The sequence below is a fragment of the Nocardia sp. NPDC005825 genome (assembly GCF_040630175.1).
GTDB lineage: Bacteria > Actinomycetota > Actinomycetes > Mycobacteriales > Mycobacteriaceae > Nocardia.
Map to the genome: position 1 here is coordinate 183,079 of NZ_JBEXXC010000013.1, position 20,609 is coordinate 203,687.

Here is a 20,609-nt window from a genome sequence, read left to right on the forward strand (position 1 = left end):
CCACGAAACTGCTTGACAGACAGGTGATTACAGTGAGGCTCAGATTCAGAGCGCTGGCGATGGCCGCGGTCGGAGCACTGTTCGCACTCTCGATGACCGGTGTCGCGGCCGCCCCCGCGAACGCGGTCGGCCTGCCCCCGTGCGGCCTGACCTGCGACGACCCCCTGCCGCCATCTCCCGCGGGATGCTCGAGCGCGGCCACCGGCGGCACCCTCGCGCTGACCCTGCCCGACAAGAACGGGGTCAACCGTCCCTTCCGGCTCTTCGTGCCCTCCGGGCTGAGCGGGGCCGCGCCGCTGGTGGTCGCGCTGCACGGCGGCCAGGACAACCCGACGCACTTCGAGACCGCCACCGGCTGGACCGCGGTCGCGCAGAGCAAGAAGTTCATCGTCGCCTACCCCCAGGGCGGCAAGAACGACGGCGCCGCGGACAAATGGGCCTGGGAGTTCAGCGCCTCCAACCCCGCCAATGACGTTCCGTTCCTGCGCAGCCTGGTCCACGCCATCGGCAACGACTACTGCGTGAACCCCAAGCGCGTGCACTTCATCGGACATTCCAACGGCGGGCAGATGACCTCCCGGATGGCGTGCTCCGCCTCGGATCTGGTCGCCTCCGCCGCCGTGTGGGCCGGGCCCAGCGGCGCGTGGGACGCCAACGACTGCCCGACCACCCGCAAGCTGTCGTTCGGCGTGATGCTCAACGACAACGACCCCATCGTGTGGCAGATCGTCGCCGAGCAGCATCGAGACCTGTGGCGTACCAAGGACGGTTGCGGAGCCACCCCGGCCGCGGAGACAGGGACCGCGGTGGTGAAGGGCGAGCGCTACTCGTGCGCGTCGGGCACCCAGGTGCTGTACCGGCTGTACCACACCACCGATGACGCGACGAAGGCTCACCTGTGGCCCACCCCGGGCTCGGCGGCCGCGACCGACGTCAACAACCGCATGTGGTCACTGCTGAACGCCAACCCGCTGCCCTGACAGCCGCGGCTCCGGGGTCCCGCCACGCTCGGGGCCCCGGGGCGACAGCGTGGCGGTGAGCAGCGCGGCGACCGCGAAAAGCACTGCCACACAGCCCACCAGGCCGATCCAGCCGCCCGCCGCGTAGGCGATCCCGGCCGCGCTGCCGACCACCGCGCTGCCCAGGTAGTACGCGAACATGTAGAGAGACGATGCGGCGCCGCGGTTCTCGGCCAGCGCGCCGACCCAGGCGCTGGCCGCGGTGTGCGCGCCGAAGAATCCGGTGGTGAGCAGCAGGATGCCGATCAGCACCGTGCTCAGGTGATCCGGGATGGTCACGGCCAGGCCGACGACCATCAGGGCCAGGGACACGACCAGGATCCGGTGGTGGCCACGGCGATCGGCGAGCCGGCCCGCGTAGGCCGAGGCCGCCGTGCCCGCGAGGTACAGCACGAACACCAGGCCGACCATTGCCTCGGACAGACCGAACGGGCGGTGGGTCAGCCGGTAGCCGAGGTAGTTGTAGATCGATACGAAACTGCCCATGAGCAGGAAGGCCAGCCCGAACAGCGCGGCCGGGCGCGGAGCGCGCACCTGCCGGGCGAGATCGCCGAGCAGCGTCCCGAAACCGGCCGGGCGAGCGGCGAATCGGCGGGAGGCGGGCAGGGTCCGCGCGAACCACACCGCGCCCGCCGCCACCGCCAGCGACACCGTCAACTCCGCCCACCGCCACGACGTCAGCCCGAGCGCGAGCGACGGAATCAACCGGCCCGACAGTCCGCCGATGGTCGTCCCCGCGATGTACACCCCCATCGCCGAACCCAGCCCGCCGGCGCCGACCTCCTCGGCCAGATACGCCATCGCCACCGCCGGCACCCCGGCCAGCGCGACACCCTGCACCGCGCGCACCGCCAGCAACGCGTCCATCGTCGGGCACAACGGCAGCAGCAGCCCGAGCGCCGCGGCCGCCACCGCCGACCCGATCAGCACCCGGGTCCGGCCGATCCGCTCCGACAACACACCCACCGGAATGATCGCCAGCGCGAGGAATCCCGTGGTCAGCGAGACCGCCAGCGCCGCGTGCGCGGGCGACACCCCGAACGCCGCCGACAGACTCGGCAGCAGTGACTGGGTGGAGTACATGGCCGCGAAGGTGGTCAGCCCGGCCGCGAAAAGCGCCACGGTGACCCGCTTCTCGTGGGCTCCGGCGAACTCGGCGGACCCGTCCGGCTCCCGGCGATCGGCGGGGGCGGCCTGCTCGTCCGGCAGGGTGAATTCGCGCTGCGCCGTGAGCTCCGGATCGGTCGCGGGCCGCGGCGCGACGGACGCCGCGGGCGTGAGCGCGGCGATCGGACGCGGTGTGCGCACTGGCTGATCGGCGCTGGTCATCGGGGCCTCCAGGATGGATCGGGTACGGGATCCAGGGTGCGTGACCGGCGCTTAGATCGGAAATGCATCATGGTCGGTAGGCTCATGCTGCTGCGGTATATAGCGAGGAGGCGGTGTGCTCGGCGCGGATCTGGAGTGGTTCACGACACTCGCCGAAACCGAGAATGTGAGCGCGGCGGCCGACCGGTTGCATCTGGCCCAGCCGACGCTGTCGCGGATGCTGGCCCGGTTGGAGCGGCGACTGGGCGCTCCCCTGTTCGATCGGCACGGCAAGCGCATCCGGCTCAACGAGTACGGCCGCCTGTACTACGAGCACGCCCGCCGCGCCCGCGCGGAACTGCGGGCCGGGGAGCAGGCCGTCGCCGACCGGGTCAATCCGGCCAAGGGGGTGGTGCGGCTGTCGTTCCTGCACTCCTTCGGCAGTCGGCTGGCGCCGGAGTTGATCGCCGAATTCCGGCGCGTGGCCGGGCGGGTCGACTTCGGGCTGTTCCAGGGCGCGGCCGAGACGATCACGCGCCAGGTCCTCGACGGGGAGGCCGATCTGGCCCTGGTCTCACCGCGGCCGAGCGAGCCCGGCATCGGGTGGCACACGCTGCTGAATCAGCCGCTGGTGCTGGCGGTCCCGGCCGATCACCGGCTGGCCGGGCAGCGCCGGACCCGGCTGAGCGAGCTGGCCGACGCCGAATTCATCACCATGCATCCGGGATTCGGGATGCGGCGCATCTTCGACGACCTGTGCGCGGCGGCCGGGATCCGGCCGCGGATCGCCTTCGAGGCCAGTGACCTGGTGACGGTGCACGGACTGGTGGCGGCCGGGCTCGGGGTGGCGCTGGTGCCCGCCGAGGAACCGCCGCCGCCGGACCTGGCCGTGGTCCCGCTCGCCGACGCCGGGGCGTCGCGCGATGTGGGGCTGATCTGGTCGGCGACCGCGACACCGTCGGAGGCGGTACGCCGGTTCCGCGATTTCGCGGTGGACCGGGCGGCCCGCCGCCCCGCCCGCTGAGCCCGCGCACTGTCCCGGCGAGCCCACGCACTGTTACGGTTGCCGCACGGTAACTGTTCTGTCACCTCGACTCCAGGGAGCCGCCCGTGCAGCGCTATCGCGCGGCCCTCGACACACTGGGCGGAGGCATCGCCGCCGCGGTCGCGGGCATGGCCTTGATCGTGCCCTACGACGCCGGGTGCGGCACCGACTCGTCCGCCATGCAGATGACGCTGCTGACCATCACCGTGCCCCGGGCCACCGCAACCGGTGCGGTGTTCGCCGTGGTGGCAGCGGTTCTCGTGCGCATGCTCGGCGACCGGACCGCGTGGGCCACCGGCGCTTCCGCGGCGCTGGTCCTCGCCACCGACCACGTGCTGGTCACCTCCACCTCCGCCACCCTGGCCACCGCCAACTTCCTCGACTCGCTCGCCGGCGGCGTGCTGCTCGGCGCGGCCGGGGCGGCGGCGCTGCGGTATCGGCCGCCCGCGGTCGGCTACCTGCTCGGCGGGCTCACCGGTGTCCTGCTCGGACGCCACATCGAGACCATCGCCGCCGAGAACGGGAACCTGTCGGTGCTCGAACGCGCCTTCGTGGATCTGCCGCCGGACTGGCTGGCGGTGCTGGCGGCGGTGCTGCTCGCGGTGTGCGCGGTGGTCTGCGGGCGGGCCAGCACCACGCATCCGACGTCCGTGCAGCTGCCGTTCGCGCCGATCGTGGCCGCGGCGGTGGTGATCGCGACCATCGCGGTGGTCTCCGAACGCCTCACCCCGGGCACCAAGAGCTGGATCGCCATCACCGCCTGGCTCGTCGTCGTGGTCGCGGCCGCCCTCATCGCGGCCCTGTTGCTGCCGGGCCGCGACGGCACCCTCACGCTGCTCGCGGTGTCACTCACCGCGACCGGTGGCGCCCTCGCGACCGTCCACGCCCATTGGAAGCTCGCGCCGGTGCTCGCGATCATGGCGCTCGGACTGTTCGCCGGGATCCTGCTGCCCCGCCCGCAGCCGGTGGCCGCCGCCGCGGCGAGCATCGGGCTGTCGGTCTTCGCGCTGCTGGCTTCCGGCGCGCAGCACCATGATTCGTGGGCCGCGCTGCTCGGCGGATGCCTCTACGCGGGACTGGCCGGATACAGCTTCGGCGCGGTCACCACCCGCCTGGCCGCGAGCACCGTCCTGGGGCTGGGCGTCGTGATGGTCCCGACCGCGGCGCTCACCCTGGAATACCGGGGCTGCGACGCGCTGCCGTCCTTGCCCGACCGCGTCAGCACGGCCGGTGATCGCGCGGCGTGGACGGCCATCGGCCTCGGCGCCGGCTGCCTGGCGGCCATGCTGCTCCTGCGCCGCCTGCGGCCGGAACACGACGAGCCGGCACAGCCGAAACCCCTTGCCCCCGAGTCCGAGCGAACGGACTAGGCGAGCCGGTACAGCCAGATCCGCGGCTCGGCCGGTTCGCCGCCGGTGGACCAGGCATACGTGTGGGCCAGGCCGTCGCCGTGGTAGCCGTGCAGATAGTCACGCAATTCGGTGCGGCCGCCGTGCCCGGACACGATGCCCCGCAGCACGATCGCGGTGAGGTCGTAGGCCTCGACGGCGTACGGATTGGCGGCGGTCCCGGTGGCGTCGCGATACTCGTCGAGGAAGCGCTGCGTGGCCGGACCGCACTGACACGCCACCAGGGTGCCGGTGGCCGCCGACCCGGCGGCGGACTTGAACGCGGGGTCGTAACTCCCGTCGCCGAGTACGAAAGTCGCTGTGACATCGGCTTTCCGAAGCTTGGCCAGCAGGGTCGCGGCGGCGGCCGGATAGCCCGCGTAGAACACCGCGTCCGGGTTCACGGCGGCGATGGCGGACACGGCCTGCTCGGTGTCGCCGCCGAGATCGACGCTGACCTCGCACGCCGGCACCGAGGCCGGGCCGAGGCCCTCCACCACCGCGCCCGCCAGCGACACCCCGAAACCGCCGCCGCTGTCCCGCACCACGCAGACCCGGGAGAACCGGGCGGTATTGGTGAGGTAGCGACCCAGCGCCGGGCCCTCGGCATTGTCGTTGGCCAGGCCGCGGAAGAAACCGCTCCAGCCCGACTGCGCCAGCAGCGGATTCGTCGCGACCGGGGTGAGGAACGGCAGTCCGGCCGCGTCGAAGGTCTTCCCGGCGGCCATGACCTCCTTCGACAGCGCGGGACCGATCACCGCCACCACCGAGTCGTCGGCGGCGATCTGCTCGGCGACCCGCGCCGCCCTCGCCTGGTCCCCGGCGGTGTCGAACTCGCGCACCGTGATGGGGCAGATCTTGTTGCCGCCCTGCGGGTTTCCGCCCTTCACGAACTGATCGACGGCCAGCTTCACCGCGCCCAGCACCGTCCGGCCGAGTGCGGCGTCCGGGCCGGTCAGCGGGAGCGCCGCCGCGATGGTCGCCGGGTCGCACGGCAGACGGCCGTCATTGGCGGGGTCGGCCACCGACACCGGCGCGACCACCTTGGCGCCGAGCCCGTCGATCTGGGTCAGCGGCACGAAACCCGGGTACGTGGCCGGGTAGGGACCGGCCACGCTCACCGGATCGGCGCGACCGGACGGCCCGGAACCCTGTGCCGCCCAGATGATTCCCGCCGCGGCGGCGACGGCGACCACCAGCGCGCCGACTCCCGCCGCCAACCATCGACCGGACCGCACCCGGGCGGCGGTCGCCGGTTCCGGCCGCAGTCGCGGGTCGTCGAGCACGGTGGGGTCGCCGCCGCGCGACAGCGTGACCGTCGCGGCCGTGGCGCCCTCGGATCCGATCGTCGCCGCTCCCGGCCGCGGCGTCCCGGCCACCGTCAGCGGCGGCATGGTCGACGCGGAGACGCTCGAAAGCGCCTGCGCCGCGGCGTCGGCGAAGTCCCGGCAGGTGTCGAACCGGTCCTCCGGCCGCTTGGCCAGCCCCCGCGCGAACACCGCGTCCAGCGCGGCGGGCAGCTCGGGCCGCCGATCGGTCACCTTCGGCACCGGATGCTGCAGGTGCCCCGCGACCACCGCCGCCGCCGTCTCCGCCTGATACGGCGTGGACCCGGTGAACAGCCGAAACAGAGTGCAGGCCAGCGAGTACTGGTCCGATCGCTGATCCAGGGCGGCCCCCGACAGCTGCTCCGGTGACGCGTAGGTGATGGTCGCGGCCAGCATCCCGGTGCGGGTGATCTGCGCGGAGTCGTCGCGCAACCGCCCGATTCCGAAGTCGGTCAGCAGAATTCGACGCTCCTGCCCCGCGGCATCACGGCTGAGCAGGATATTGGCGGGCTTCACGTCCCGGTGGATCACGCCCATCGAATGCGCGTAGTCCAGCGCCTTGGCCGTCTCCCCGATGATCCGCACGGCCTCGGCGGCGGGCAGGGTGAACGGGTCCAGCGCGGAGGCGTCGCCGCCGTCCACATACTGCATGGCGATCCACAACCGCCCGCCCGACACGCCCCGATCGTGTACGCCCACGATATTCGGATGGTCCAGCCGCGCAACGAGTTCGGCTTCCCGCTCGAACCGGGACCGCGTCTCGAGCTGCGTCACCAGCTCCCGCGCCAGCACCTTGATCGCCACCAACCGGGGCAGCCGCGGATGCCGGGCGAGAAAGACCTCCCCCATCCCGCCCCCGCCGAGCCTCCGCTCGATCAGATACCCCGCGAATTCCGTACCCGCACGCACAATTCGGTCCTTCACACCCCGCACATTCCCCCGAACCTTACCCGCTCGAAACCGCCGTCTCAGCTCCCCGGCACGGGTTCGCTCAACGCCCGGGACGGGGTTCGCTCGTCGCCGCGAACCGCGGCGACGCTACCGTCCGGCGCTCACCCGGCACACCCTGCGACAGACCGCGCACCCCGTCCGGTTGCTCCAGGTATGCCCCGGTATTGCCACGGCGAACGGGCTGGAGCAGGCTGGAGGCGTCGGTGGCGTCACCCCGGGCGCTGCCCCCGTAACCGAGGAGGTGGATCGAACGTGTTCGCACGCTCTAACACGATTCAGGCGCAGCTGTCCTCTGTCGATGCCGGGATTGCATTCATGCGCGATGAAGTGATGCCAGAATTGGCCGAAATACCCGGCTGGGTGGGTCTGTCGCTGCTGCTGGACCGCGAGTCCGGCCGCTGCATCCTCACCACGGCGTGGGACTCCGAGAACGCGATGCACGACAGCGCCAGCCGGGTGCGCCCGCTGCGCAACCGCGCACGGGACTACTTCGGCGGCGACGGCCCGCTCATCGAGGAGTGGGAGATCGCCGCGCTGCACCGACTCCACCACGCGCAAGAGGGCGCCTGCGCCCGCCTGACCTGGACCCGAGCCGACGCCGATCGCATCGATTCGGCGATCGACGTCTTCCGCTCGATGGCCATGCCCGCGATGGAACAGATGGACGGCTTCTGCAGCGTCAGCCTGCTGGTCGACCGCACCGCCGGGCGCGGCGTCTCCTGCGCCACCTTCGAGAGCGCCGAGGCCCTGGCCCGCACCGCCCAGGCAGCCGCGGACATGCGGGCCGCTGCCGCCGCCCAGGCCGGTATCGCGGTCACCGAGGTCGCCGAGTTCGAACTGGCCCTCGCCCATCTCCGCGTCCCCGAACTGGTCTGACCCACACCCCGGATGGCGCGGTCGCCCCGGCCGCGCCACCCGGCTAATTTAGAACCCGTTTCAGCGGGCGGCGGCTTCCGGCCACCCGGCGATCGATGGGAGACGGGTATGTCGGGCAATGGTGGCGGTCGATTCGACGGCAAGGTCGCGGTGGTGACCGGAGCCTCCTCCGGTCTGGGCCGGGCCGTGGCGCAGCAGCTGATCGCGGGCGGGGCGCGCGTGCTCGGCGTCGGCCGCGACGAGGCGCGTCTGAAGGACACCTTCGACGGACCCGAAACCGCCTGGCACGCCGCCGATCTCGCCGATCCGGCGGCGGCCGATCAGGTGGTCCGGGCCTGCGTCGACCGCTTCGGCGGCCTCGACATCCTGGTCAACGCCGCGGGCGCGCACACCATGCGCCACACCGGTCAGGTCACCGACGAGGAATGGCAGCACGACCTCGCCGTCAACCTCAGCGCGCCCTTCTTCCTGTCCCGCGCCGCCCTCCCCCACCTGCTCGAACGCACCGGCTGCATCGTCAACGTGGCCTCGATCGCGGGCGTGGAGGGCCAGGCCTACTCGGCGGGCTACTGCGCCGCCAAGCACGGCCTCATCGGTCTCACCCGGGCCATGGCCCTGGAGTTCGACGGCGCCGGCATCCGCATCAACGCCGTCTGCCCCGGCGGCATGATCACGCCGATGCTCGAGAACTTCACCTTCCCCGACGAGCCCGACTACCAGCTCATCCTGAAGACCGCCAGCCCCCGCGGCCTCATGGAGCCCGCGCAGGTCGCCAATATCATCAGCTTCCTCTGCTCCGAGGAAGCCTCCGCCGTGCACGGCGCCGTCTACACCGTCGACAACGGCAAAATGGCCCTCTAGACAGACGAATCGGCCCGGGCGACGCGGATGCCGTCGCCCGGGCCGATGCCGAGGGTGGGTCGGGTTACTTCTTGCGGTCGCGCTTCTCGCGGACGCGCACATTGACCCGGACCGGAGAACCGTCGAAGTTGAACTCCTCGCGCAGCTTCCGCTCGATGAAGCGGCGGTAGCCCGCCTCGAGGAAGCCGGTGGTGAAGAGCACGAACGTCGGCGGCCGGGTCGACGCCTGGGTGGCGAACAGGACTCGCGGGAGGCGGCCGCCGCGCATCGGCGGCGGCGTGGCGGCGATGACCTCCTTGAGCCAGTTGTTCAGGCGGCCGGTGGAGATGCGCTTGTCCCAGGAGTCCAGCGCGGTCTCCATGGCGGGGACCAGCTTCTGCACCGCGCGACCGGTGTGCGCGGAGATATTGACGCGCTGGGCCCAGCGAACCTGGACCATCTCGCGGTCGATCTCGCGCTCGAGCATCTCGCGGCGGTCCTCGTCGACCAGATCCCACTTGTTGTAGGCGATCACCAGGGCGCGGCCGGTCTCGGCCACCATGGAGATCACCCGCAGGTCCTGCTCGGTGACCGGCTCGGAGGCGTCGATCAGCATGACCGCCACCTCGGCCGCCTCGATCGCGCCCTTGGTGCGCAGCGAGGCGTAGAACTCGTGGCCCGAGGCATTGCTCACCTTGCGGCGCAGACCCGCGGTATCCACGAAACGCCACGGCTTGCCGCCCAATTCGACCAGCGAGTCGACCGGGTCGACGGTGGTGCCCGCGACATTGTGGACCACCGACCGTTCCTCGCCGACGAGCTTGTTCAGCAGCGACGACTTGCCCACGTTCGGCTTGCCGACCAGCGCCACACGGCGCGGACCGCCGTGCAGACCCGTGCCCTCGCGGGGAGTCTCGGGCAGCTTCGCCAGAATCTCGTCCAGCAGATCACCGGTACCGCGACCGTGCGCGGCCGAGATCATGTGCGGCTCACCCAGACCCATCGACCACAGCTCGGCGGCGTCGGCCTCCAGCTTCTGGTTGTCGACCTTGTTGGCGACCAGGATGACCGGAGTCTTGCTGCGCCGCAGCGTCTTCGCCACCGCCTCGTCGGCGGAGGTCGCGCCGGTGGTCACATCCACCACCACGACGATCGCGTCGGCGGTGTTCATGGCGACCTCGGCCTGCCGGGCCACCGACTGCTGCAGCCCCTTGGCATCGGGCGACCAGCCGCCGGTGTCCTGCACCAGGAATCGGCGACCGGCCCAGGTGGCCTCGTAGGAGATCCGGTCCCGGGTCACGCCCGGAATGTCCTCCACGACCGCCTCGCGGCGGCCCAGGATCCGGTTCACCAAGGTCGACTTGCCGACATTGGGGCGGCCGACAATGGCCACCGTCGGCAGCGGAACGTGCTCGGCGTCCTGCTCGCCCTCGAATTCGGCGATGTCCCAGTCGGATTCGTCCGACCAGATCCCATCACCGGCGAAGGTGTCCTGCGTCACTGCGCGCCTCCCGCCGAAATCCGTGCGGCCACCACGCGATACAGCTCGTCGATGACCTCGTCCTTGTTCAGTTCGCTGGTGTCGACCAGCTCCGCGTCCTCGGCGGGACGCAGCGGCGACACCTTGCGCGTCGAGTCCAGGGTGTCGCGGCGCTGCACATCGGCCAGCACACCCGCGAAATCGTCACCCCGCCCCTCGGCGATGTTCTGCGCGTTGCGGCGCTGCGCGCGGGCCTCGGCCGACGCGGTCAGGTAGATCTTCACGTCCGCCGCGGGCAGCACGGTGGTGCCGATGTCCCGGCCCTCCACCACGATTCGACCCGCCGCCGCCGACAGCTCCCGCTGCAACGCGACCAGCTGCTCGCGCACCTCGGGCACCGCCGACACCGCCGACACCGCCCGGGTGACCGCGTTGCCGCGGATCTCACCGGAGACGTCCTCACCGTCGAGCAGGATGACCTCCCGGCTCGGATCGGTGCCGATGGTCAGCGGCAGTTCCTTCACCGCGATCGCGATGGCGGCCGCGTCGTCCAGGTCCACGCCGCTGCGCAGCACGCGCAGCGTCGCCACCCGGTACATGGCGCCGGTGTCGAGGTAGCTGGCCTCGAGCCGGGTCGCCAGCATGCGCGACACACTCGACTTGCCGGTGCCCGACGGGCCGTCCATGGCCACGACCAGCTGCGCGGAACCGGTCAGCACGCCGGCCGCATCGATCAGAGATCCCACACCGTTCACAACGACACCGCCTCGTAGAGCTTCCCGACCTCGTCCCGGCCCAGCACGCGCAGCGTGCCCGGCCGCTGATCACCGAGCGCGATCGGCCCGACGTGGGTGCGCACCAGCGCGGTCACCGGATGCCCGACCGCGTCCAGCAGGCGGCGCACGATGTGCTTGCGACCCTCGTGCAGCACCACCTTCACCAGCGACTTGCCGTTGCCGACCTCGAGCACCTGGAACTTGTCCACCGACGCGGGCCCGTCCTCGAGCTCGATGCCGTCCTTGAGCTGCTTGCCGACCTCGCGATTGCGGACCTCGCCGTTCACGGTGGCCAGGTAGGTCTTGGATACCTCGAAGGAGGGGTGCATGAGCCGATGCGCCAGATCACCGTCATTGGTGAGCAGCAGCAGGCCCTCGGTGTCGGCATCCAGGCGTCCGACGTGGAACAGGCGCTGACCGGCGGCGATCCGCTCGGCCACGATATCGCCCACGCACGGGCGGCCCATCTCGTCGGACATGGTCGACTGCCAGCCCTTGGGCTTGTTCAGCGCCAGGTACACCTGCTCGGAGCGGATCACCACGCGCACGCCGTCGACCCGGACCACCGCGGTCTCGGGATCGATGCGCAGACCCTGCTCACGCACGATCTTGCCGTCCACCTCGATGCGACCGGCGTCGATCATGTCCTCGGCCACGCGACGCGAGGCCACACCGGCCTTGGCGAGGACCTTCTGCAGACGCTCGCCCTCACCCCACGGCAGCTTCTTCGGAGCCCGCTCCTCGAAGTCCACGTGCTGGTGCCGGGCGGGTTTGGCATTGCTGATCAGCACCGGCGCGACGATCTTGCGCTCCGGCTTGGGGGTCTTCTTCTTGCCGGTGGTGTTCGGCGAGGTGTGCGGGGCCAGCGGGCGACCGCCGCCGATACCGCGAGACTGGTTGCCGCGCGCGGAGTTACCGCCCGGGCCGCCGACGCCGGAGCCCGAGCCGCCGCGAGCGGGCGCGCCGCCACGGGAACCGCTTGCGCCCCACTGGCTTTCGCCGCGGGGAGCGGCACCGCCACGCGAGCGATCGGAGTCACGGCCGTACGAACCAGCACCACCGCGCGAACGGTCGGAGTCGCGGCCGTACGAACCCGCACCGCCACGCGAGCGATCGGAATCACGACCGTACGAACCGGCACCGCCACGCGAACGGTCGGAGTCGCGGCCATACGAACCAGCGCCACCGCGCGAACGGTCGGAATCACGACCGTACGAACCGGCGCCACCGCGCGAGCGATCCGAGTCACGGCCGTACGAACCCGAGCCGCCGCGGGAGTCACCGCGGGAATTGCCGCCCCAGGAGGGCGAGTCGCCGCGCGAGCCGCGCGACGTGGAGCCGCCACGGGCTCCGTCATAAGAATTGCCGCCGCTGGACCGGTCGTCTCCGGTCCGGCCTCGGGCGGCGCGGGAACCGCCACGGGGCGGTTCGCTGCCACGTTTCCTACGATCCGGTGTGCCATCTCGGCGAGCGGGTGTATTCACGTTGTCCTTGTTTCAGTCTTCGGTGCCGAGGTCGATATTCGCCTCGGCCGGTTTCTTCAGCCTGGTGTACCGGGGGTCGGTCTCCAAGCTCTCATTGATCTCGTCGATCAGGTCGACGCCCGGGAGCAGCGGGGCCAATGGCGGCAGATCCGCCAGTGACGCAAGCCCGATCCGTTCCAGGAACAGCTCGGTGGTGATGTACAGAGTGCCGTTGGTCTCCGGGTCCGCTCCGGCCTCCGCGATCAGCCCCCGCGCCAGCAGGGTCCTGATCACGCCATCCACGTTCACGCCGCGCACCGCGCTCACGCGTGCTCGGGTAACCGGTTGACGGTACGCGATCACCGCCATGGTTTCCAAAGCCGCGCGAGTCAGTTTCGATCGTGCGCCGTCCAACAGCATACGTTCCACGTAGGGAGCGAATTCCGTCCGCGTGTAGTACCGCCAGCCGTCGCCGACGAACCTGAGATCCATGCCACTGCGCCGCGCGGTCAACTCCGCCGACATCTCCCGCAGCGCGGCCTCCACCCGGACCGGGTGATCCCGCAATGCCGAGGCCAGCAGTTCCGTCGGCGCGGGCGCGTCGACCACCAGCAACATGGCCTCCAGCGCGGACCGGAACTCCGCCTCCGACAGCTCGTCCTCGTCGTCGAACTCCTGAGGATCGACCGCCAGGGCGGGTGGCGCGGGGGCCTGCTCCGCCTCCGCGGGCGCGGCGACATCGTCCGCCGGTGCCGTGACTTCGTCCGCGGGCACTGTGACCTCGGTCGCGGTCACTGTGACTTCGGCCTCGGCCGGTGTGATGTCGGCCGCTGTCCCGGTGATATCGGCGTCCGGCGCGGACTCGGCGGTCTCGGCGGCAACCTCGGGCGTGGGGTCGGCGACGGCCTCGGACTCGGTCGTCTCCGGTCCGGCCGCGCGGGCCTTGGCTGCCGCGGCCGCTTCGGCGATGATCTGCTCGGCCAGGGTCGGCTGGGGTGCGGGCTGGCTGCCGGCGGGCTGGTCCTGCACGTCGTCATCCATGTTGTGCACCTCGGTCACCCGTAGTCCTCTTCAATCGTCACCGGTTGGGCGGGTTGGTCCTCGAGCTCGCCGATCCAGCTGACGGACAGCGGGCCCAGCGGGTCGGGCTGGTCGAACTCGATGGTCTTGCCGCGGTAGAGCTCGAGCAGCGCGAGGAAGCGGGCCACGATCTGGATCGGCAGCTCGCAGTCGGCGCAGAGTTCGTGGAAGGTCGTCCAACCGCCCGCGCCCGCGTTCTTGAGCATCTCCAGCACCAGCGCGGCCTGCTCGGCGATCGAGATGGCGTGGGCGTGGATGTGATCCAGCCCCACCCGCGGTCGCGGACGTGGCCGGAACACGGTGGCCGCGACCTCCGCGAATCCCGCGGCGTCCACCCCCAGCGTAACCTCGGGCAACAGCGCCAGATACCGCTCCTCCAGCGACACCGCGCGCGGATACCGTTGCAGCGCCGCCGCCTCCAGCTCGCCCAGCAGTTCCGCGACCTGTTTGAACGCGCGGTACTGCAGCAGCCGCGCGAAGAGCAGGTCGCGCGCCTCCAGCAACTCCAGGTCTTCCTCGTCGGACACCTCGCCCGAGGGCAGCAGCCGGGCCGCCTTCAGATCCAGCAGGGTGGCCGCGATGAGCAGGAATTCGGTGGTCTGGTCCAGGACCTTGTCCGCGCGCAGGCCTTTCACCTCGGACAAGCGGGCGGTGAGGGCCTTGGTGTGGGCGATGAACTCGTCGGTCACCTTGTGCAGCGAGATCTCGGTGACGTCGAGGCGTCGCGAACTGATCAGTTGGAGCAGCAGGTCGAAGGGGCCCTCGAAATTGGCCAGCTTCAGATGGAATTTGCCCGCGTTGTCCGAACTTTCGGATGCCACAGCGGTGCCCGCCGGGGCGGCGGGCTTCGCCACAGCGCCGGATCCGGCGATATCGGATACCACCGACGAACCGGGCGCGGCCGCGTTCTCGGAGGTCTCGTCCGCACCCGCTCCGGCGATGTCCGCGACGACACCGGCCGGGTCCTCACCGGTCAGGTCCGCATCCGCGAGGTCCTCACCGGAAACATCCTCACCAGCACCGACGATGTCGCCTACGACCGGCGACCCGTCCCCGGGCATGCCGGTATCCGCGTCCGCGGGGTCGTGGCCGGACGCCGAGTCGAGAGGATCGCTCAACGGCCCGACCGCTGGATGACTTCCCGGGCCATGGCCCGATAGGCTTCCGCGCCACCGGATTTCGGCGCCCACGTGGTGATGGGCTCACCCGCGACGCTGGCGTCGGGGAAGCGGACGGTCCGTGAGATCACGGTGTCGTACACGAGGTCGCCGAACACCTCGACCACGCGCGTCATGACCTGGCGCGAATGCAATAGGCGGGCATCGAACATGGTGACCACGATGCCGTACAGGGTCAGCGCCGGATTCAGCCGGTCCCGCACCTTCTCCACGGTGTCGTTGAGCAGGGCCAGTCCGCGCAGCGAGAAGTACTCGCACTCCATGGGGATGATGACGCCGTCGGCGCAGGCCAGGGCGTTCACGGTGAGCAGGCCCAGCGACGGCTGGCAGTCGATGAGGATGTAGTCGTAGCGGTCGCGCAGCGGCGCCAGGGCGCGGCCCAGGGTCTGCTCGCGGCCGACCTCGTTGACGAGCTGGATCTCCGCGGCCGAGAGGTCGATATTGCTGGGCAGCAGATCCATGCCGTCGACTTTGGTATTCATCAGCACGTCGTCGGGATTCACCTTGCCGGGCCCGACGAGCAGGTTGTGCACGGTCACGTTCAGATCGTGATGCGCCACACCGAGTCCCGCCGACAGCGCGCCCTGCGGATCGAGGTCCACCAGCAGCACCTTGCGCCCGTATTCCGCCAGCGCCGCACCGAGATTGATGGTCGAGGTGGTCTTGCCGACACCGCCCTTCTGATTGCACATGGCGACGATCAGCGCGGGGCCGGTGTGGTCCGGTTCGGGCGGTTCGGGGATCTCGCGCAGCGGGCGTCCGGTGGGACCGACCTGCTTCGCGTCGTGCACCACATCGGGTGCCTCCCACAGGGTTTGCGCGGCGGTTTCGATCCGCTGGCCCGCACCACCGGTAGTCGTCACGTCCGCTGCTCCTTCGACGTTCCTGCCCTTGCCTCGCCCACCGGCCTGGAATGGACGAAGCACCCGGCCGCGTGTGCGATCGGGTTCCTCCTAGACGCTACCGCCTGTTCGCGCGAGACCAACGTTCGGACACGCACCCTAAACCTGCACTTCAGACCCGGTACAGACGCCCGAGCCGGGCCGAGGACCGGTCCGGGACCTCTCGTTGCACTGTGGCACAGCAGGTTACGGGTTCAGGGTCATGTTCCGCGCCCGAAGCACCGGATAAACCGGAATCGGCGGAATTGGAGGATACGGGTATGGCGCAAATGCGCCGTCCTTCGGGACCCGTGCGGCACTCTCACCGGGCGCGCGGGTGCGCGGTCGCCCAGACCTCGTGCAACGTGCCGACCGTCACCAGGGTGTAGATCTGCGTGGTGGTGACCGAGGCGTGGCCCAAGAGTTCCTGCACGACCCGGACGTCCGCGCCGCCGTCGAGCAGGTGGGTCGCGAACGAGTGGCGCAGCGTGTGCGGCGACACCTGCGCGGCGATGCCCGCGCGCTCGGCGGCGGATTGCAGGACCTGCCAAGCGGTCTGGCGCGACAGCCGGCCGCCGCGATGGTTGAGGAACAGGGCGCTGTTGCCGCGGCCGCGCGCGGACAGTTCGGGGCGGCCCCGGACCAGGTAGTTGTCCAGGGCGGCCAGGGCGGGACGGCCGATCGGGACCATGCGCTGCTTGCCGCCCTTGCCGCGCAGCACGACCGCGCGCTCGGGGGTGTCGATGTCGTCCACGTCCAGGCCGACGATTTCGGAGATGCGCGCGCCCGTGGAGTACAGCAATTCCAGCAAGGCCCGGTCCCGCAGCCCGCGCGGACCGTCGGCGATATCACCGCCGGCCGCGTCGAGCAGCCGTGAGATCTGGTCGTAAGGAAGGGCTTTCGGCAGCCTGCGGGCGGGCGTCGGCGGTTTCACCGGATGCGCCACATCCGCGTCGGTGATCCCCTCCGCCGTCGCGAACCGGTGCAGCCCGCGCACCGCGACCAGCGCCCGCGACGCCGAGGACGCCGCCAGCGCGGGATGCTCGGCGTCGCCGGACCGCAATGACACCATGTAATCGGCAATGTCCGATTCGGCCACGCGCGCAAGCGTTTCCACTCCGCGCTCGGACAGGAAGTGCCGATATCGCCCCAGATCGCGGCGGTAGGCGCTGAGCGTATTGCGCGCGGCGCCGCGCTCGACCGCCATGTGGTCGAGGTACGCGTCGATCTGCCGCTTCAGCACGGGTCACATCATTGCAGCAGCCACCGACGAACTTCCCCAGCCAAACCCCGGCAAACAGAACAAGTTTCCCAATCGGGATCTACTCCGCGTGCCCCCGCGCCTTGCGGTCCAGGAACGCGGTCGGCATGCCGGGCCACGGCGCGTCCGCGGGCCGCAGCACCGCCCCGGAGGCGCGAGCCGTCATCAGCGCGGTGACTCCGGCGACCGCGGTGGCATTGGTGATCTCCCCCGCCAGCGCGGCCTGCACGGCTTCCGCCAGGGGCATCCGCAGCAATTGGAGGTCGGCCTCCTCCATTTCCGGGTCGGGCCGGTCGGTTTCGTACAGCCCGGTGGCGAGATACACTCGCAGCGCCTCATCGGTGAACCCCGGCGACAGCGCCACATCGACCAGCACCGCCCATTCCCGCGCCGCCAGCCCCGTCTCCTCGGCCAGCTCCCGCTTGGCCGCCTCCAGCGGATCCTCCCCCTGCTTGTCCAGCAACCCGGCGGGCAACTCCAGCAACCGCCGCCCGATCGGATGCCGATACTGATTGATCAGCACCAGATTCTCGTCCTCGTCGAGCGCCGCCACCGCGACCGCCGCGTGGTGCTCGATCACCTCCCGCTCGGCCACCTTCCCGCCGGGCATGACCACCTGGTCCAGCCGCAGCGCGAGAATCGCCCCCGAATACACGGTGCGACTGGACAGAACATCGAATTCGTGTGAACCGGGAACCGGACCGGAGGACGTCATCCCAGAACCGTAGCGCGAATCCCCGCCCCGCCCGGCCACACTCGGCCCGCCACCCGCGCTGCCGTGGCCGACGCCACTCCGGCGATTACCACGGCCCGTCAACCGAATGGGACTGCCCACGAGCCACTCGGAGCCGGGCTCTCGATCCGAGCGGAAGCTCGGGCAGGCCCGGAAAACGACACCGCCCGGGCGTACTGGACGCTCGGGCGGTGTCGGGTGGCAAGCCGGCGGAGGGCTACTTGGAGACCTTCTCGCCTTCGGGGGCCGGGGCCTCGGCCGGGATCTCGACCGGGAGCCGTTCGGCGGCCTTGTAATCCAGCGCCGCCGAGATGAGCGCCGCGAACAGCGGGTGCGGGCGGGTCGGGCGGGACTTGAGTTCCGGGTGCGCCTGGGTGGCGACCAGGAACGGGTGCTGGTTCTGCGGGTATTCCACGAACTCGACCAGGTGGCCGTTCGGGGAGGTGCCGCTGAACTTCAGGCCGCTCTTGGCGATCTTGTCGCGGTAGGTGTTGTTGACCTCGTAGCGGTGGCGGTGCCGCTCGGAGACCTCGGTCTCGCCGTACGCCTGCGCGACCAGCGAATCCTTCTGCAGCACAGCCGGATACGCGCCCAGGCGCATGGTGCCACCCAGGTCGGCCTCACCGGCCACGATCTGCTCCTGATCAGCCATGGTGGAGATGACCGGGAACTTGGTGTCGGGCTCGAACTCCGCCGAGTTGGCGTCCTTCATGCCCACCGAGCGCGCCGCCTCGATGACCACGCACTGCAGGCCCAGACACAGGCCCAGCAGCGGAATCTTGTGCTCGCGGGCGAACCGGATGGCGCCCACCTTGCCCTCGATGCCGCGGATGCCGAAGCCGCCGGGGATCAGGATGGCGTCGACATCGGCCAGGTGCGAGCGGGCGCCGGCCTCGGTCTCGCACTCGTCGGACTGCACCCAGCGGATGTTCACCTTGGCCCGCGAGGCGAAACCGCCCGCGCGCAGCGCCTCGGTGACCGACAGGTAGGCGTCGGGCAGGTCCACGTACTTGCCGACCAGCGCGACGGTGACCTCTTCGCGCGGGTTGTGCACGCGGTCCAGCAGATCGCCCCAGACCGTCCAGTCCACGTCGCGGAAGGGCAGCCCGAGCTTGCGGACCACGTACGCGTCCAAGCCCTCCCGGTGCAGCACCTTCGGAATGTCGTAGATCGACGGCGCGTCCGGCGTCGAGATGCAGGCGTCCACATCCACGTCGCACATGAGCGCGATCTTGTTCTTCAGTGGCTGCGGCACATCGCGGTCGCAGCGCAGGATCAGCGCGTCGGGCTGGATACCGATATTGCGCAGCGCCGCCACCGAGTGCTGGGTCGGCTTGGTCTTGAGCTCGCCCGAGGGGCCCAGGTAGGGCACCAGCGTGACGTGCAGGAAGAAGCAGTTCTCGCGACCCACCTCGTGGCGGATCTGACGCGCCGCCTCGAGGAACGGCTGCGACTCGATATCGCCGACGGTGCCACCGATTTCGGTGATCACCACATCGGGCGCCTGCCCGTGCAGATCGGGACCGGTCATCGCGAGGATGCGGCTCTTGATCTCGTCGGTAATGTGCGGGATCACCTGCACGGTGTCGCCGAGGTACTCGCCGCGACGCTCCTTGGCGATCACCTTCGAGTACACCTGGCCGGTGGTGACATTGGCGTCCCCGGACAGATCGCGGTCCAGGAACCGTTCGTAGTGGCCGACGTCGAGGTCCGTCTCCGCGCCGTCCTCGGTCACGAACACCTCACCGTGCTGGAAGGGGTTCATGGTGCCGGGATCGACGTTCAGGTACGGATCCAGCTTCTGCATCGTGACGCGCAGACCGCGCGAGGTCAGCAGCTGACCGAGGCTGGAGGCGGTCAAACCCTTACCGAGTGAAGAGGCGACACCGCCGCTGACGAAGATGTGTTTCGTGGCCGCGCGCGCCGGAATCCGTGAATTACCCACGGGTCTTCACGGTAACACGGATTGCGGAGGCTGATCGCATGCCACGCGTGTTCGGCCGCGCGCGATCGACTCGGTTCCGCGTGTCGCGGGCAACCTTTCCGGTGCTCGGCGTTGGCTTTGTGTTCACCGCGGTCAGTGCGGCATGGCGGCGACTGTGAGCGAGGTCGCCTTCGCACCCGTGCCGTAACGACCGGTACCGCCGTTCAGCTGCTCGGTGAGCCCGAGCACGGTGGTGATCCGCCCGATCTCGCGATCGGCGTTGTCGACGGTGGTGACGGCCGACAGCCCGAGCTCGGACCGGGCCACGGCGATCGCGCCCGGCCCCTCGGCGGCCCCGTAGCGACCCGCTAGCACCACACCGGCGCTGTGAGACCGCAGCCCAGCCGAGAATCGGGCGATGATGGTGCCCCGGTTGTTCTCCTCGGCCCGCGCACCGTCCCCGGTGACCACCACGGCCAGCTGGGCGGGCTGCACGTCCCCGACAGGGGTCAGGAAGCCGCCGCCGCGCAGCGTCTCCAGGACCAGGCCGCGCTCCTGCTGGGTGCCGCGCGGCTGCCCGTTCCCCGGATCGACCAGCAGCACCTGCCCGAGCAGATCGCCCGCGAGGCTGCCCTGGTCGACGGCGTCGACCTTGAGCTGCGCGCCCGCGGGCACCATGTTCACCAGCGCGGTGCGCAGCCGATCGCCTTCGGAGGAGTCGGTGAACGCGCCGGAAAGGCCGACCCGGCCGGTGACCGCGGCCCCGGCGGTGGTGAGCGCCGCGCTGACCGCGTCGACGTCGCCGCTGTCGGCGTCGGGCGTGGTGAAGATCAGCACCGACCGATTGGCCAGAGCCCCGGTCAGCAGCTTGCCGGACGCGCCGGACAGGAAGGCGTCGGCCGCCTTCACCTGTTCGGTCAGCCGCCCGTTCTCGGCTCGCAGGTCGCCGACCTGCTGCCGCTCGCCGGAGAACAACCCGTTGCCTTGCGCCCGGGTGCCCAGCACCACGCCCACCGCCAGGGCCAGGAATACCGCGGCGATCGAAATCGCGTGGTGGCGAAAAGAAATCATTCGGTCC

17 protein-coding genes are annotated in these 20,609 nt (G+C 70.5%); 5 read left to right on the forward strand and 12 right to left on the reverse strand.

The window, feature by feature from the left end; all coding sequences use genetic code 11:
* Positions 1–32 precede the first annotated feature (32 nt).
* The gene (locus ABZ382_RS29820; RefSeq protein ID WP_357095704.1) at positions 33–980 is read left to right on the forward strand and encodes a PHB depolymerase family esterase; all 948 of its coding nucleotides are present in this window, start codon (positions 33–35) and stop codon (positions 978–980) included.
* Here the strand turns inward: ABZ382_RS29820 and ABZ382_RS29825 are convergent.
* Positions 951–2,348, reverse strand: a complete 1,398-nt coding sequence (locus ABZ382_RS29825; protein WP_357095706.1) for an MFS transporter — start codon at positions 2,346–2,348, stop codon at positions 951–953. The two genes, ABZ382_RS29820 and ABZ382_RS29825, sit on opposite strands and share 30 nt — an antisense overlap.
* 115 nt (positions 2,349–2,463) lie before the next feature.
* On the opposite strand from ABZ382_RS29825, the gene ABZ382_RS29830 reads away from it, so the two are divergent.
* Complete coding sequence (locus ABZ382_RS29830) at positions 2,464–3,351, forward strand: LysR family transcriptional regulator (protein ID WP_357095708.1); 888 nt, start codon at positions 2,464–2,466, stop codon at positions 3,349–3,351.
* An 86-nt stretch (positions 3,352–3,437) separates the two neighbouring features.
* The gene (locus tag ABZ382_RS29835) at positions 3,438–4,742 is read left to right on the forward strand and encodes a hypothetical protein (RefSeq protein WP_357095710.1); all 1,305 of its coding nucleotides are present in this window, start codon (positions 3,438–3,440) and stop codon (positions 4,740–4,742) included.
* On the opposite strand, the gene ABZ382_RS29840 is transcribed toward ABZ382_RS29835, so the two are convergent.
* On the reverse strand, positions 4,739–6,937 hold the full coding sequence (locus ABZ382_RS29840; RefSeq protein ID WP_357095777.1) for a bifunctional serine/threonine-protein kinase/ABC transporter substrate-binding protein: 2,199 nt from the start codon (positions 6,935–6,937) through the stop codon (positions 4,739–4,741). The two genes, ABZ382_RS29835 and ABZ382_RS29840, sit on opposite strands and share 4 nt — an antisense overlap.
* A 354-nt stretch (positions 6,938–7,291) precedes the next feature.
* Here ABZ382_RS29840 and ABZ382_RS29845 point away from each other — a divergent pair, with 354 nt between their 5' ends.
* Together ABZ382_RS29845 and ABZ382_RS29850 are read left to right on the forward strand one after the other, a co-directional pair.
* The gene (locus ABZ382_RS29845; protein WP_357095712.1) at positions 7,292–7,915 is read left to right on the forward strand and encodes a hypothetical protein; all 624 of its coding nucleotides are present in this window, start codon (positions 7,292–7,294) and stop codon (positions 7,913–7,915) included.
* Positions 7,916–8,023: 108 nt separating this feature from the next.
* Positions 8,024–8,776 carry an SDR family oxidoreductase gene (locus ABZ382_RS29850; protein WP_357095714.1) on the forward strand — a complete coding sequence of 251 codons (753 nt, stop codon included), beginning with the start codon at positions 8,024–8,026 and terminating at the stop codon, positions 8,774–8,776.
* Positions 8,777–8,840: 64 nt separating this feature from the next.
* Here ABZ382_RS29850 and der read toward each other — a convergent pair whose 3' ends face one another.
* The 10 genes from der to ABZ382_RS29900 form a co-directional block, all read right to left on the reverse strand.
* Positions 8,841–10,256, reverse strand: a complete 1,416-nt coding sequence (gene der / locus ABZ382_RS29855) for a ribosome biogenesis GTPase Der (RefSeq protein ID WP_357095717.1) — start codon at positions 10,254–10,256, stop codon at positions 8,841–8,843.
* Positions 10,253–10,921 (reverse strand): (d)CMP kinase, encoded by a 669-nt coding sequence (cmk, locus tag ABZ382_RS29860; RefSeq protein ID WP_357095779.1) that lies wholly within the window; start codon positions 10,919–10,921, stop codon positions 10,253–10,255. Before cmk ends, der begins: the two co-directional genes overlap by 4 nt.
* Before the next feature lie 65 nt (positions 10,922–10,986).
* Entirely contained in the window at positions 10,987–11,802 is an 816-nt protein-coding gene (locus tag ABZ382_RS29865; protein WP_357095721.1) for a pseudouridine synthase, read from the reverse strand.
* A gap of 705 nt (positions 11,803–12,507) precedes the next feature.
* Complete coding sequence (gene scpB, locus ABZ382_RS29870) at positions 12,508–13,167, reverse strand: SMC-Scp complex subunit ScpB (protein ID WP_357095782.1); 660 nt, start codon at positions 13,165–13,167, stop codon at positions 12,508–12,510.
* A 362-nt stretch (positions 13,168–13,529) separates the two neighbouring features.
* Complete coding sequence (locus tag ABZ382_RS29875) at positions 13,530–14,375, reverse strand: segregation/condensation protein A (protein WP_357095785.1); 846 nt, start codon at positions 14,373–14,375, stop codon at positions 13,530–13,532.
* A 293-nt stretch (positions 14,376–14,668) separates the two neighbouring features.
* Entirely contained in the window at positions 14,669–15,565 is an 897-nt protein-coding gene (locus tag ABZ382_RS29880; RefSeq protein WP_357095788.1) for a ParA family protein, read from the reverse strand.
* Positions 15,566–15,935: 370 nt separating this feature from the next.
* Entirely contained in the window at positions 15,936–16,856 is a 921-nt protein-coding gene (gene xerD / locus ABZ382_RS29885) for a site-specific tyrosine recombinase XerD (RefSeq protein WP_357095724.1), read from the reverse strand.
* A 79-nt stretch (positions 16,857–16,935) separates the two neighbouring features.
* Positions 16,936–17,589 carry an NUDIX hydrolase gene (locus ABZ382_RS29890; protein WP_357095726.1) on the reverse strand — a complete coding sequence of 218 codons (654 nt, stop codon included), beginning with the start codon at positions 17,587–17,589 and terminating at the stop codon, positions 16,936–16,938.
* 235 nt (positions 17,590–17,824) lie between these two features.
* Positions 17,825–19,552: a CTP synthase gene (locus ABZ382_RS29895; RefSeq protein ID WP_357095729.1), complete on the reverse strand. Its 1,728-nt coding sequence runs from the start codon at positions 19,550–19,552 to the stop codon at positions 17,825–17,827.
* 132 nt (positions 19,553–19,684) lie between these two features.
* Positions 19,685–20,602 carry a copper transporter gene (locus ABZ382_RS29900; RefSeq protein ID WP_357095732.1) on the reverse strand — a complete coding sequence of 306 codons (918 nt, stop codon included), beginning with the start codon at positions 20,600–20,602 and terminating at the stop codon, positions 19,685–19,687.
* Positions 20,603–20,609 lie beyond the last annotated feature (7 nt).